Below are 13,929 nucleotides of genomic sequence, written 5' to 3' on the forward strand. Positions count from 1 at the left end.
CGTTTTACTCGATCTAGATAAATTCAAGAAAATTAATGACCAATATGGCCACCCTACTGGTGATAGAGCACTCGTTCATATAAGTCAGCAAATAAGACAACATTTAATTAAAGGTGAGCTGTTCGGGCGCTTAGGCGGCGAAGAATTTCTGATTATGCTTACTGATACAAAACCAGCTGAAGTACAAGAGCGTGTAGAGGAGTTACATTATGCTATTTCGAGTGCAGTTTTCTTATCAGAAAGCAAAAAGCCACTTAATGTAACCGCGAGTTTTGCTTATCTAGCAACCTCAAACGCATTAAGTGACTTTGATGACTTGTACTCGGTTCTTGACCAAGCACTTTATCAAGCGAAGAGTAATGGTCGAAACTGCATCATCGATGCTTATAACGACCCAATAGACTCACCTGGTGTTATTTATTCTCAGCCTGTTTACGAACCAAATCAGCCATAATACCCTCGCGATCACCTAGGTAATCGTTAAGGCCAACTTTACGCAGTTCACATGCAGGGCAATCGCCACAACCATCACCAACAATGCCGTTGTAACAAGTCAGTGTTTTGTTTCTAACAAGCTCAAGTGCTGAGTACTGGTCTGCTAACGCCCATGTCTCAGCCTTGTTTAACCACATTAACGGTGTTTTAATATCAAGCTGCTTATCCATGCCCTGTACAAGCGCAGAATTCATCGCTTTCACAAAATCATTACGACAATCAGGGTAGCCTGAGAAATCTGTTTCACACACACCAGTAATCACAGTTTCAGCGCCGATTTGGTACGCGTAAATACCTGCCAAAGTTAAGAACAGAATATTACGACCAGGAACGAATGAGTTCGGCAGCCCATTTTCTTGCAACTCATGAGACACAGGAATATCGTCACGAGTCAGAGAGCTGATAGCCAGTTCATTCAACAGAGTCACATCCATTACTTTGTGCGCTTTCACACCAAGTTCTTTCGACAATGACTCAGCAACTTCGATCTCGAGTCTATGGCGCTGACCATAATCAAACGTAATCGCATGAACTTCATCATACTCTTTTAATGCTTGAACAAGACACGTTGTTGAGTCTTGACCACCACTGAATACTACAACTGCTTTTTTCATCTTAAATCCTTACGAGAACCTTCTACTAGCGACTTATCTTGTCCAGTAAAAATACAACCTATGCGATGCTCAAATATTTGTGAGTTTGTATTGATAAGCGCCAATTGCGCTCAATGCAGGTATCAATACAAAGCTGAGTTGCGCGTTCTTTTTGGCTAATCGGCTGAAGCGCAATAACTGTATTTTCAGGGACATCGGCTCTAGCAATAAGAGCATCTAGTTGCTCGATGTCTTTACCTGTACCAACAGGATGTTTGATTTCATTCGCACGAACGAGTGCGCTATCAAGAATATCCAACTTGGCTTTCATTGCGACTTTTGGTGACACCGTAACCCAAGTGTCCGGTGTGGCTTTTACTTCTGATGTTCCGCTGGTCTCAATCTGACAGCGACAACCGTGCTGCTCAAATGCTTCAGTAAGAGGAACAAGATCATAAATGCATGGCTCACCACCAGTAATCACAATGTGCTTAGCAGTGTAACCTTGCTTGATATATTCATTCACGATTCCTTGAGCATCGATTGCTGACCAAGTCGGTGAATCTTCTGTCTTAACCATAATATCGCCAAGGCTGGTTTCATCTTCTGGCAACGCTTCCCAGGTCTGCTTGGTATCACACCAAGAACAGCCCACTGGGCAAATTTGCAGACGAACAAAAACAGCGGGAACGCCAGTAAACACGCCCTCGCCCTGAATGGTTTCAAACATTTCATTAATCTTGTACAACTTTCCCTCAGCTCAATCATTTGATGAAATTAATCAACCGCAGACCTTAAAGCACTTCCCCCTTTTGGTCAAACAAATGAGTACTGATAAATGAGTTGATCAAAGCCCTAGCCTGAACTTTCAAGTTCCCTTATCCTTTCGCCCATTAGATTTCGTTAGCTTTTAATTTTTTAGTAGGGAACAACATGTACAAACTGATTGCTCTTGATATGGATGGCACACTGCTCAACAGTGATAAAGTAATTTCTCAAGAGAACAAAGACGCGATTGCCAAAGCACGCGCTGCAGGTGTGAAAGTGGTTCTGGCTTCTGGTCGTCCTTTAGAAGGCATGCAGAGTAAGTTAGACGAGCTTTCAATCAACGGCGAAGATGACTTTGTGCTCTTCTACAACGGCTCTATGGTTCAAAACGTCTCTACAAAAGAACTCATTCATAGTGAGATCAGCAATGGTAAAGCCGCGAAAGAGATCGCAGCCCTCGCTGTACAGCTTGGTGGTTATGTTCATGCATTCAGCAAGATTCATGGCTTAATCACGCCTGAAAACAATGAGTACACAGCTATTGAAGCGCGTATTAATGGCTTAGAGATTACCGAGTTCGACTTTTCTCAACTAGAAGATGACCACGAAATCATCAAAACTATGATTGTCGCAGAACCAAGCAAGCTGACTGAAATCATCGGCAAGTTGCCACAAGAGCTTAAGACTCAATTTACTATCGTGCAAAGTGCACCATTCTTCTTAGAGTTCCTAAACCCAAATTCAAACAAGGGTGTCGGTATTGAGGCGATAGCTAAGCACTTGGGTATTACAGCAGAAGAAGTAATCTGCATGGGTGACGCTGAAAACGATCATCATATGCTTGAATACGCTGGCCTTGGCATTGCAATGGAAAACGCAATGGAAGAAACCAAGAAACTGGCGGATCACATCACAGCGAGCAACGACGACCATGGTGTAGCGGTCGCGATTGAGAAGTTTATTTTCAACTCATAAACGCTGAACAGGTTCTAATGAGAATTACTTTTTGCTTGTTGCAGAAATGACAAAGGCTGTGCACTGCACAGCCTTTTTGATTTTGTGTTAGTCGACTCGCTTACTCTCTTTTCCATGGCAGACGAAATGCCACCACACCAAACAGAATCAATATTGGGAAACGTAAGGTCTCAACGATAAATGAAGCGATGCCACTGAATGAGACGAAACTTCCAGCCCAGCTAATCAGTAGATTCCCCGCTAACAACATAGCCATCACTCCAAATACAATCTTGAATGAGAACTGGCCGACCAAAGGCTTCGCATCCGTTAACGTTACTAAGCATGCAATCGTCATCAAAATTGCTACCCAGAAAGAGAATGTTGGCAGTGGCCATATCACCGTGAGAACAATCGACAGTAAGCACAATGCCCACCAGACACCTTTAGAGCTTAATAAGGCACTAATATCAACATCAGGTTTCGCATCTAATCTCACGATGTGCCAAGTCGTTAACGCGCCCAATACGCCTCCCATTAAGACATCACTAAAGAACGCACTGCCTGAATAAGACGTAAATAGCATAATCCACAGTAGGCCCGCGAGCACTATCAAAATCGATTTTTGCTCCAAGAGGCGCTTTAGTTTCCAAAAGACTAACAAGGTTAAACTCACCCACAAGCCAGCCAATAAACTTGGAAAGCTATACCCACTGCTCATCACTAGCTTCAACGTTGGCAAGTAAGCATGCGGACGTGGAAAACCAAACCCTTGGTGGGCGATTAGAGTGAGCAATGTCACCGAGATCAAAGTGAAGCCAAACTTCAACGCGAAGTTACGGCCAAAATGCCAAGCAATTAGCGGCAATATCACGATGAAAACCCAAGGCTTCGCTAACGAGTCAGTTAAAAGTACAGTATTCGCAAACAAGCTTGGCATCTTATCGAACACGTTTTGAAGCGACACAATCCAATTTAGTTCAACTTGATGGACTTGGGGTGCCGCGCCCACCAGCTCAGTCACATACGTCACAGGTTGATCTGTCGCAGATAAAAACAACTCATTAATCTCTGACCACTGCTCTGGGTAACGATATTGCTTTGCTTCCAACTCAGTGGGAGGAAGTAACATCGCTCTACTAACTTCCACGCCATAATGAGGAGCAAACCAGATAGGTAGTTCAAAACCACCTAGCTCATTTCGAGTTTGAAAACTGATCACTTCAGAGTCAGAGACACAATCATACACAACGGCACTGTCGGTATATCCCAACACATCACCGACCGTCACGGACAAGCCCGCCTCTTCCCAAGTTTCTCGTTGCGCTGCGATGGCAGGCGGCTCACCAGAAACCACAGTGCCTCCCGGTAGAGACAATTGCCCCGTGATCAATTCATCAACCAACACGATTTGGTTATCAGCACGTACTACACACAAAGCGCCCGCGATATGATCGGGCAAAGTGTTGTTAGCCCAAGCGGAAGTAGTACTCAAAAGAGACAGTATGAAAACGAAAAAATATCTAATAACCAACGAGTTTACCTAAAAATAAGAGAAGAAATTTAAGACTGCTAATACACGAGTCTATTGTAATCAAAGCCACACAAAATCGCTGTCTACGTTTTGTGCAAAGCCTTCCTCATCCATTGAATGTGAGGTGTGAACCCCATTTTTTGATAGAAGTCCTTGGCAGGCGAATTAAAGTCCCAAACCTCTACAAAGACTTGTTCAACCCCATAATCATCAAAAGTCGCTTCAACTTTGCTAAACAACTTTTCAGCAATCGATTCTTTTCGATAATCAGGCAAGACAAACAGTTCATCGACACTCCCCATCGGCACTGGTTTACTCACCGTTGAGATAAGCTCACAAAAATGTCCGGAGATAAAGCCAACAATGAGTTCACCTTTTAATGCCACGTAGACTAAGCATTCAGGATCATCTAGGTAACGTGCAATGCTTTTTTCCTGCTCAATCTCTTCGGCCGTTTTAAAATGCTCTGGGCTTGCAAGGTGGTGGTGATGGTGGAGATCGAACATTAACTCGTTAAGTTGTTCCAAATCCGTGTGCTTTGCAGCCCTTAAGGTGACATTCATGACTATTGCGCTTCTCAAACCAAATTAATATCTAAACTGAGTCTAGTTTACTTGGCGTGAGTATCTATACAAGTTATTGAATTAATTCATTGTTTGAAGTGTGTATTTTAGATACAAAAACGGCCACATTACGTGGCCATTCTGTTTGAATGATTTTGAATTAAACGAATATAGAAGCTATGGCTTTTGCTGTAGCTTCAGATTTATGCACCGTTATCTTCTTTCTCTTCTTTGAGATCAGCAAGTTGTTGTTCCAATTCAATAAGCTTAATTTCAGCCTCAACTTCAGCAACTCGTTTTTCTGCATCGGTGCGATTGTCTTGCGCTAGACCGTCAGCAGTAACTTGGGTTCGTTGTGCGTTTCTTGCATCGTCCGTATCTTTCATTGAACCCGCAACGCCACCGGTCACGCCACCTAATGCAGCGCCCTTTACGGCTAAACTCGCATCTCCAGTTAGAGTGCCTGCTGTCGCTCCTAATAAAGCACCACCCACAGCACCACGATTACGTGCAGCATTCTCATTTTCGTTATCCATTGCTGGTGATGCGCAACCAGAAAGAGTCACAATCAGTGTCGCTAAAAGAAAAGGTTTAGTGAATTTCATAGGAGTCTCGCTTAGTTCTTCGTTTGGAGTAGAGCCATCTTAAGCAGAACCGTTAATGAGATAAATAAAGCCACGTTTAGACGATACATCATGTTCAGTTATATATCATTCAACCATCGCATAAGTGCTTGTTGATATATATCTTTGAGCTCGCCTTAGCCTGACAAACAAAAAAGGCGACCAATTAGGTCGCCTCAATCGCTCTTTCTCTATAATTATTCTCTTTCAGATGTCGCTCTTAGCCTTTGGACCAAAAGTTTTGCATATTATCTGCACTAGGTGGTGGCCTAACACCGCAATCTCGATAATGATTTTTATCGCCGATCCCCAGTATCTTGCCATTTTCGTCATTAATCATAGCGGCAACTTTAACACCGTCTCCCACATGACGAGTCAACACGACAATTTCACCGGCTCTTTCAGACCTTACCGCGCCTAAGATTTGATATTCGTAGCGACCTTTCCTTGAATTAACGATCATCTTCGAGTTAATAGGATCAGCTTCGTACCCTACGCCAATATCAAAAACCGCTTGATACAAATCGACACCAGTCTTAGATACGCATTTAAATACCTTAGGATGACTCAAGGGTTCTAACAACGTTCTGCTGATATCATTCTTTGAAATGGCAGCATTAGCAGCACCACTAACAAGTAAAGTTATGAGTAAAAGGTAGGCTCGCATAAAAAGACCTCAATATGTGGGATTCATAATGAGGTCATATTAAGCGCAATGGGTAAGCGGATGAATAAAGTAGAGTTTAGGTAAACCATCACGTTTGGCTATGCGTTTATAAACGCACCAAATAGAGATTAACTAATCTTCAAAGTTCATCTACCGAGCTTTTCTGCAATTTCCGTTAAGCTTGTTGGATCATCAATAGTTGAAGGCACCACATATTGCTCACCTTCGGCTATCTGTCGAATAGTTCTACGCAAGATCTTACCTGAGCGCGTCTTAGGCAGCCTCTCAACCACCAAGGCTTGCTTAAAACATGCAACCGCACCAATCTCGTTACGAACCTTACCCACTAGCTCAGCTTGCAGTTCAATGCTATCTACTTTCACGCCATCTTTTAGCACAACTAAACCCAGTGGCAATTGCCCCTTCAAATCATCGTGAATACCCACAACAGCACATTCAGCAATGGCTGGGTGACCGCCAACGATCTCTTCCATTTCACCAGTAGACAATCGATGTCCTGCGACATTAATCACATCATCAATACGCCCCATGATAAATAGGTAACCATCATCATCGAGATAACCACCGTCACCAGAAACATAATAGCCCGGGAACTGACTCAGATAGCCAGATTCAAATCGATCATGATTGCGCCAAACCGTCGGTAGACAACCTGGTGGCAATGGGCGTTTAAGAGCCACAAATCCTTGTTGATTAGGCTGGGCGACCTCACCTAGTTCATTGAGGATCTCCACTTGATAACCCGGTACAGGTTTCGTTGAAGAACCTGCTTTCACTGGCAAAGACTCTAGCCCTGTTGGATTAGCAGAAATAGCCCAACCAGTCTCCGTTTGCCACCAGTGGTCGATAACCGGTTTATTGGTATGAGATTCAACCCAATCCAATGTTGGCGGGTCCAAACGCTCGCCAGCCATGAAAATCGACTTGAGTGATGATAAGTCATACTTGGTGAGCAACTCACCTTCAGGATCTTCTTTCTTAATGGCTCTAAATGCCGTTGGAGCAGAAAACAAAACATCGACGTTGTATTCTTCACACACACGCCAGAATGCGCCGGGATCTGGCGTTCTGACTGGCTTGCCTTCAAACAAAATGGTCGTGCAGCCATGAATCAATGGCGCATATACAATGTAGGAATGCCCCACTACCCAGCCGACATCAGAAGCCGCCCAAAACACGCCATCTTGCGGCATATCGTAGATAGTGCTCATCGAGTATTTCATGGCGACCGCGTGACCACCATTGTCACGTACCACGCCTTTTGGCTTGCCCGTCGTCCCTGATGTATACAATATGTATAGTGGGTCAGTCGCTAGAACAGGCACACATACGTGAGGCAAGGCATCGTTAACCGCTTGTTGCCAAAGTACATCGCGTTCATTGTTCAACTCGGCTAGAGACTGCTCTCTTTGGAATACCACCACTTTCTCAGGTTTCCAGCGACTGTCCATGATCGCCCTGTCGACCATCGGCTTATATGGCAGGACTTTATTTATCTCGACACCGCAGGAGGCAGTAATCAACACCTTCGGTTCAGCATCTTCGATACGAACGGCAAGCTCATGAGGAGCAAACCCACCAAACACCACCGAATGCACCGCGCCTAGTCGAGCACAAGCCAGCATTGCCATTGCCGCTTCAGGAATCATTGGCATGTAGATCACCACACGATCACCTTTGGTAACGCCTTGCGTCGCTAACATACCTGCAACTTTAGCCACTTGGTCACGCAATTGATTGTAAGTGTATGAGGATTGATTTCCTGTAACTGGAGAATCGTAAATCAGCGCGGTATTGTCACCTCGTCCATTTTCACAATGGTAATCAAGCGCGAGCCAGCAGGTGTTCATCACCCCATCAGGAAACCAACGTTCAATACCGTTATCGTCAGTTTGTAATATCGTTTTTGGTGGTTCAAACCAATCTATCGCTTGTGCTTGCGTTTCCCAGAACGAATTGGGGTCTTCCCTAGCCCATTGATACTCGGTGATGTAATCTGTTTTTCTGTTCATTCGATTCGTAGCAGACATAGTGCCTCCTCCATGATTTATCCATTATTCCAAGCGCCTAGCTTTTGGCAGTAGCACTTGATTGCACTCTTTTCTCAGCGTTGTGTTCGTGAACATTTAACCGTTCACGACAGTCGCTTTACTTGGGAAAAGGCACACGAATGGCACCTTCCATGATCACTCGGGCACTACGACTCATAATCGCCCTTTCAATTTTCCACCCACTTTCGCCTTGTATCGCTTTAGCACCCACTTTTAAGGTTCCTGATGGATGACCAAAGGTCACAAAATCTCGGGAACCCTCACCGACTGCCAAGTTAACTAACGTCCCCGGGACGCTTGCCGCTGAAGCAATGGCGACCGCAGCCGTACCCATCATGGCGTGGTGCAATTGCCCCATAGACAAAGCTCGCACCAGAAGATCAGTATCTTCGGCAGCAACCGATTTACCACTGGAAGCTTGGTACGCTTGAGGCTTAGTAACAAACGCGACTTTAGGAGTGTGCTGGCGTGATTCAGCTTGCTCTAGGGAATCGATAAGACCCATCGCTACTGCACCATGTGCTCGGATGGATTCAAACAGAGCCAAGGCTTTGGTATCACTATTGATATCTGATTGAAGTTCAGTGCCTTGGTAACCAACCGATTCAGCATCAACAAAAATGGTGGGTATTCCGGCATTGATGTATGTCGCTTTAATGCACCCCAGATCTGGAACATCTAAAAAATCGACAACATTCCCTGTTGGGAACATAGAGCCACTCGCGTCGGCGGGGTCTAGAAAATCGACTTGGATCTCAGCAGCGGGGAAAGTGACACCATCGAGCTCAAAGTCACCTAACTCTTGGACTTCCCCATCAGCGATAGGTACATGAACAATAATGGTTTTCTCTATGTTCACTTGCCATACTCGCACCTCGACCACACCGTTTTCTGGAATACGATTCGAATCGACCAGTCCATTATGAATTGCAAATGGGCCTACGGCAGCAGACAGATTGCCGCAGTTACCGCTCCAATCAACGAACGGCTTGTCTATTGCTACTTGGCCGAATAGGTAATCAACATCGTGATAGGCTTTACTGCTTTTCGAAACAATAACGGTTTTGCTGGTGCTGGATGTTGCGCCACCCATGCCGTCGGTTTGTTTGCCATAAGGATCTGGACTACCAATCACGCGCAGAAGTAATGCGTCTCGAGCTTCTCCGGCAACTTGCGCAGCTTCAGGTAAGTCACTTAAATTGAAAAAGACACCTTTGCTTGTTCCACCCCGCATATAGGTAGCAGGTACTTTTATCTGTTTGATGTTCATAACTAGCTCCTAATTTGCAAGAAAGTCTTTGGCGAAACGTTGCAATACGCCACCAGCGCTATAAACATTCACTTCGTCTGCGGTGTCTAGTCGGCAGGTCACAGGAACATCAAGCTTTTCACCGTTTTTACGAGTGATGACTAGAGCCAAATCAGAACCTGCTTCAATGTCGCCGTACACGTCGTAAAGCTCGGTGCCGTCCAGTTCTAAGGTATTGCGATTCGTTCCTACTTTGAACTGCAGAGGCAATACACCCATGCCAACCAAGTTGGTTCTGTGAATTCTTTCAAATCCTTCAGCCACAATCACTTCAACACCCGCTAAACGCACACCTTTGGCAGCCCAGTCACGTGATGAACCTTGTCCATAATCCGCACCCGCCACGACAATCAAAGGCTGTTTACGGTTCATGTAGGTTTCTATCGCTTCCCACATGCGAGTAACCTGCCCCTCAGGTTCAACTCTTGCTAATGAACCTTGCACGACTTCTCCAGCGTCCTTCACCATTTCGTTAAAAAGCTTAGGGTTGGCGAATGTTGCTCGTTGCGCGGTTAAGTGATCACCTCGATGGGTCGCGTAAGAGTTAAAATCCTCTTCCGGCACTTCCATTTTGGTGAGGTATTCCCCCGCAGCGCTCAAAGCGAGAATCGCATTTGAAGGGGATAAGTGATCTGTGGTGATGTTGTCACCCAGAATCGCTAAAGGTCTCATACCAGATAGGCTTCGTTCTCCCGCAAGAGCCCCTTCCCAATAAGGTGGTCTTCGGATATAGGTACTTTGAGGCCGCCAGTCATAAAGCGGTTCAGTCGTCGCCTGTTCCTCGTCTGGCTGGAACATTTTCACGTAGATTTGTTGGAATTGCTGAGGCTTAACATGCTCACCGACAACAGCATCGATCTCGGCATCACTCGGCCATAAATCACTTAAGTAGATTGGCTTGCCATTGTTGTCAGTGCCTAAGCTGTCTTTCTCGATATCAAAGCGAATCGTGCCAGCCAACGCGTAAGCAACCACCAATGGCGGTGAGGCTAAAAACGCTTGTTTTGCGTATGGATGGATTCGACCATCGAAGTTTCGATTCCCTGATAACACCGCGGTTGAATACAGGTCGCGGTCGATGACCTCTTGTTGGATTTTAGGATCCAACGCCCCACTCATTCCGTTACATGTCGTACACGCATAGCCGACGATACCAAAGCCTAATTGTTCAAGTTCAGGAAGCAAACCTGCCGACTCAAGATAGAGCTTGGCAACTTTAGAACCCGGCGCAAATGACGTTTTCACCCACGGCTTACGAACTAATCCAAGCTGATTGGCTTTCTTAGCCACCAATGCTGCGGCGACTACGTTTCTTGGATTGCTGGTGTTGGTACAAGAAGTAATTGCTGCGATGATTACGGCACCATCGGGCATTTGCTCGTCGCTGTACTGCTTAGCATGCTGCTCTTTCCAAGATGTTTGACTGATGCCTTGTTCAGCCAGCTCTCTGGTTGGCAAACGACGATGAGGGTTCGAAGGCCCCGCAAGGTTGCGCTCAACTTTAGACAAATCAAACTCAAGCACACGTTCGTACTGAGCGGAATCTAAATCATCGGCCCATAAGCCAGTTTGCTTAGCGTATAGCTCAACTAACTCAACCTGTTCAGGCTCGCGTCCTGTCAGCTTTAGGTATTGTATGGTCTGTTCATCGATATAGAACATACCTGCTGTCGCGCCGTATTCTGGTGTCATATTCGATATAGTGGCGCGGTCGCCAATAGTCAGTGCACGAGCACCTTCACCAAAGAACTCTAAGTAACTAGAAACCACTTTTTCATTTCGAAGGAACTCAGTAATCGCAAGCACAATATCCGTTGCGGTTATCCCTTCTTGTCGTTGACCCGTCAGTTTAACGCCCACGATGTCTGGCAAACGCATCATAGACGGACGACCGAGCATCACAGTCTCAGCTTCCAAACCACCTACACCTATTGCAATAACACCCAGAGCATCAACATGAGGAGTATGACTGTCGGTGCCGACACAAGTATCAGGGAAAGCGATACCTTCTTTGGATTGAATAACCGGAGACATTTTCTCCAAGTTAATCTGGTGCATGATCCCGTTCCCCGCAGGAATCACACTCACGTTCTTAAACGCGGTTTTACACCATTCTATAAAGTGAAAACGGTCTTCGTTTCTGCGATCTTCAATCGCTCGGTTTTTATCAAACGCTTCGCTATCAAAACCCGCGTGTTCCACTGCCAGCGAATGGTCAACAATCAATTGAGTTTCGACAACGGGATTCACCTTGGCAGGGTCTCCGCCTTGGTCGGCAATCGCGTCTCTTAATCCAGCCAAATCAACCAAAGCTGTTTGACCTAGAATGTCATGACACACCACGCGCGCAGGATACCAAGGAAAATCTAAGTCGCTCTTGCGTTCAATGATCTGTTTTAAGCTGTCTTCAAGGGTTTCAGGATCACAGCGTCTTACTAATTGCTCTGCTAATACTCTCGACGTATAAGGCAAGGTTTTGTAAGCACCTGGGGATATTGCTTCTACCGCTTCGCAAGCGTCGAAATATTCTAAGCCCGTTCCCGGTAGAACCTTTCGATACTTGTTTTCATCAAGCTCTTGGTTTCTTTCAAGTTTTACATCAGACATACATCCACCATTATCTGTTAAATTCTATTCGTTGGTTCTCGAGGCCTTATCACATGAAGAGAAAGTCACCTCGAGATATAAGTCGGCTCGATATAGAGGACTAACGTAAATGGATTGGTAGCCAGTCTTGATGCTCTGGCCCGGTGTAGTCTGCACTTGGACGAATAATTCGATTGTTTTCTCTTTGCTCGAATACGTGTGCCGTCCAACCTGTGAGGCGGCTCATCACGAAGATAGGAGTAAACAGTTTGGTTGGGATGTCCATGAAGTGATAAGCCGACGCATGGAAGAAGTCAGCATTACAGAACAAGCCTTTCTCTCGCTTCATAACGGCTTCAACGCGCTCAGACACGGCATAAAGCTGTTCATCACCCACCTCTTGTGCAAGCTCTTTTGACCAGCGTTTGATTAGAGCGTTTCGTGGATCGCTCTCACGATAAATGGCATGACCGAAACCCATGATTTTGTCTTTGTTAGCAAGCATCTGCATGATGTTCGCTTCCGCTTCATCGGCGGTTTGCCAATCTTGGATCATTTCCATCGCAGCTTCGTTTGCACCGCCATGTAAAGGGCCTCGCAACGTACCAATCGCTGCTGTGACACACGAGTGAATATCCGACAACGTTGATGCACACACACGAGCCGCAAAGGTTGAAGCATTAAACTCATGTTCCGCGTAAAGCGTTAGCGAGCAGTGCATCACCTTCTTGTGAAGTTCACTAGGCGCTTTATCCGTTTGCATTTTCAAAAAGTAGCCACCCAGACATGCTTCACTTTGATCTTCAGTATCAATGCGGACGCCATCGTGGCTAAAGCGGTACCAATAACAAATAATCGCAGGGAAAAGCGCAAGCATTCGTTCAGTCGCGGGCAGTTGCTCAGAAAAATCAGTCTCTTGCTCTAGATTACCCAGCATTGAACAACCTGTTCTCATCACATCCATTGGATGAGCGTCTGCAGGGATAAGCTCTAGTGCTGCTTTCAAAGGTTGAGGTAAGCCGCGTAGGCCAACCAACAATGTTTTGTAATCATCAAGCTCTTTTTCAGTGGGTAAATGACCTCTTAGTAGCAGATGCGCTACTTCTTCGAACTGAGCATGATTAGCAAGGTCAGTAATATCATAACCACGGTAGGTTAAGCCAGTTCCTGATTTTCCTACCGTACATAGCGCGGTGGTTCCTGCACTCTGGCCACGTAGACCAGCACCACCGATTGCCGGTGCGCTGGCTGTTTTGTCACTTTGTTTTTTGTCTACTTTTGAAGCATTGTCGACAGCTGCTTTATCACTCAAAGATACAGACATGGTGAACTCCTTTTCTGTGTTAGCCGCCTGCACTCTTTGGTGCTGCCTGTTTATATGTCCGATGATCTTTATCATCGGTACTGGATATGGCGACTAACCATTTCACGTTATTGGATTAAGTTGATTTTTGATTATTTGAAACTGGTTTTACCCTTCGCTTGAAAACAACTGGTCAAGCTTGTTCTCGTAGTCGTGGTAATTAAGGTGCTCGTACAGCTCTTTACGGGTTTGCATTGAATCCAACAGGGCTTCTTGATTGCCTTCAACTAACAAATGCTTGTAAACATTCTCCGCCGCTTTGTTCATCGCACGGAACGCACTCAATGGGTAAAGCACCATATCGACACTTGATTGGGCCAACTCATTACAGTTGTAGAGTGGCGTTTGGCCAAACTCAGTGATGTTCGCAAGAATAGGCACGTGCTTACCCGTTGCCGATTT

Annotated in this window: 12 protein-coding genes and 1 pseudogene; 2 read left to right on the forward strand and 11 right to left on the reverse strand. The window is 45.5% G+C overall.

Annotated elements, in window-relative coordinates; genetic code table 11:
• Nucleotides 1–454 (forward strand): GGDEF domain-containing protein (locus AB4653_RS02625; protein ID WP_372103265.1); only part of this gene is annotated, 454 nt, incomplete at its 5' end.
• On the opposite strand, the gene queC is transcribed toward AB4653_RS02625, so the two are convergent.
• The gene (queC, locus tag AB4653_RS02630; RefSeq protein WP_102257278.1) at nt 414–1,109 is read right to left on the reverse strand and encodes a 7-cyano-7-deazaguanine synthase QueC; all 696 of its coding nucleotides are present in this window, start codon (nt 1,107–1,109) and stop codon (nt 414–416) included. The genes AB4653_RS02625 and queC overlap by 41 nt on opposite strands.
• A 58-nt stretch (nt 1,110–1,167) precedes the next feature.
• Nucleotides 1,168–1,836 carry a 7-carboxy-7-deazaguanine synthase QueE gene (gene queE, locus AB4653_RS02635; protein WP_017082671.1) on the reverse strand — a complete coding sequence of 223 codons (669 nt, stop codon included), beginning with the start codon at nt 1,834–1,836 and terminating at the stop codon, nt 1,168–1,170.
• 185 nt (nt 1,837–2,021) lie between these two features.
• On the opposite strand from queE, the gene AB4653_RS02640 reads away from it, so the two are divergent.
• On the forward strand, nt 2,022–2,831 hold the full coding sequence (locus AB4653_RS02640; RefSeq protein ID WP_017093206.1) for a Cof-type HAD-IIB family hydrolase: 810 nt from the start codon (nt 2,022–2,024) through the stop codon (nt 2,829–2,831).
• 100 nt (nt 2,832–2,931) lie between these two features.
• Here the strand turns inward: AB4653_RS02640 and AB4653_RS02645 are convergent, their stop codons facing one another.
• From AB4653_RS02645 to prpB, 9 genes and pseudogenes are all read right to left on the reverse strand, one after another.
• Nucleotides 2,932–4,344, reverse strand: coding sequence for an NUDIX domain-containing protein (locus tag AB4653_RS02645; protein ID WP_102257279.1), 1,413 nt, complete (start codon nt 4,342–4,344; stop codon nt 2,932–2,934).
• Between the two features lie 83 nt (nt 4,345–4,427).
• Nucleotides 4,428–4,907, reverse strand: coding sequence for a GNAT family N-acetyltransferase (locus tag AB4653_RS02650; RefSeq protein WP_017100229.1), 480 nt, complete (start codon nt 4,905–4,907; stop codon nt 4,428–4,430).
• Between the two features lie 203 nt (nt 4,908–5,110).
• A complete protein-coding gene (locus tag AB4653_RS02655) occupies nt 5,111–5,512 on the reverse strand; it encodes a glycine zipper domain-containing protein (protein WP_102257280.1) in 402 nt (133 codons plus the stop codon).
• A 238-nt stretch (nt 5,513–5,750) separates the two neighbouring features.
• Nucleotides 5,751–6,197 (reverse strand): hypothetical protein, encoded by a 447-nt coding sequence (locus tag AB4653_RS02660; RefSeq protein ID WP_102257281.1) that lies wholly within the window; start codon nt 6,195–6,197, stop codon nt 5,751–5,753.
• A gap of 146 nt (nt 6,198–6,343) precedes the next feature.
• A complete protein-coding gene (locus AB4653_RS02665) occupies nt 6,344–8,248 on the reverse strand; it encodes a propionyl-CoA synthetase (RefSeq protein ID WP_102257282.1) in 1,905 nt (634 codons plus the stop codon).
• Nucleotides 8,249–8,366: 118 nt separating this feature from the next.
• On the reverse strand, nt 8,367–9,539 hold the full coding sequence (prpF, locus tag AB4653_RS02670; protein WP_009846619.1) for a 2-methylaconitate cis-trans isomerase PrpF: 1,173 nt from the start codon (nt 9,537–9,539) through the stop codon (nt 8,367–8,369).
• 9 nt (nt 9,540–9,548) lie between these two features.
• Nucleotides 9,549–12,185 carry a Fe/S-dependent 2-methylisocitrate dehydratase AcnD gene (gene acnD / locus AB4653_RS02675; protein ID WP_009846618.1) on the reverse strand — a complete coding sequence of 879 codons (2,637 nt, stop codon included), beginning with the start codon at nt 12,183–12,185 and terminating at the stop codon, nt 9,549–9,551.
• A gap of 100 nt (nt 12,186–12,285) precedes the next feature.
• Nucleotides 12,286–13,488, reverse strand: a complete 1,203-nt coding sequence (prpC, locus tag AB4653_RS02680; RefSeq protein WP_009846617.1) for a 2-methylcitrate synthase — start codon at nt 13,486–13,488, stop codon at nt 12,286–12,288.
• Between the two features lie 147 nt (nt 13,489–13,635).
• A pseudogene (prpB, locus tag AB4653_RS02685) lies at nt 13,636–13,929 on the reverse strand (methylisocitrate lyase); the annotation flags it as partial.

It is taken from the genome of Vibrio sp. 10N.222.48.A3, assembly GCF_041475345.1.
GTDB lineage: Bacteria > Pseudomonadota > Gammaproteobacteria > Enterobacterales > Vibrionaceae > Vibrio > Vibrio tasmaniensis_A.

What these genes read in the sequence shown, in the direction of transcription:
- queC (WP_102257278.1), bottom strand. Translation starts at nt 1,109, where the DNA reads ATGAAAAAAGCAGTTGTAGTATTCAGTGGTGGTCAAGACTCAACAACG.
- AB4653_RS02640 (WP_017093206.1), top strand. Translation starts at nt 2,022, where the DNA reads ATGTACAAACTGATTGCTCTTGATATGGATGGCACACTGCTCAACAGT.
- AB4653_RS02650 (WP_017100229.1), bottom strand. Translation starts at nt 4,907, where the DNA reads ATGAATGTCACCTTAAGGGCTGCAAAGCACACGGATTTGGAACAACTT.
- AB4653_RS02655 (WP_102257280.1), bottom strand. Translation starts at nt 5,512, where the DNA reads ATGAAATTCACTAAACCTTTTCTTTTAGCGACACTGATTGTGACTCTT.
- AB4653_RS02660 (WP_102257281.1), bottom strand. Translation starts at nt 6,197, where the DNA reads ATGCGAGCCTACCTTTTACTCATAACTTTACTTGTTAGTGGTGCTGCT.
- AB4653_RS02665 (WP_102257282.1), bottom strand. Translation starts at nt 8,248, where the DNA reads ATGTCTGCTACGAATCGAATGAACAGAAAAACAGATTACATCACCGAG.
- prpF (WP_009846619.1), bottom strand. Translation starts at nt 9,539, where the DNA reads ATGAACATCAAACAGATAAAAGTACCTGCTACCTATATGCGGGGTGGA.
- acnD (WP_009846618.1), bottom strand. Translation starts at nt 12,185, where the DNA reads ATGTCTGATGTAAAACTTGAAAGAAACCAAGAGCTTGATGAAAACAAG.
- prpC (WP_009846617.1), bottom strand. Translation starts at nt 13,488, where the DNA reads ATGTCTGTATCTTTGAGTGATAAAGCAGCTGTCGACAATGCTTCAAAA.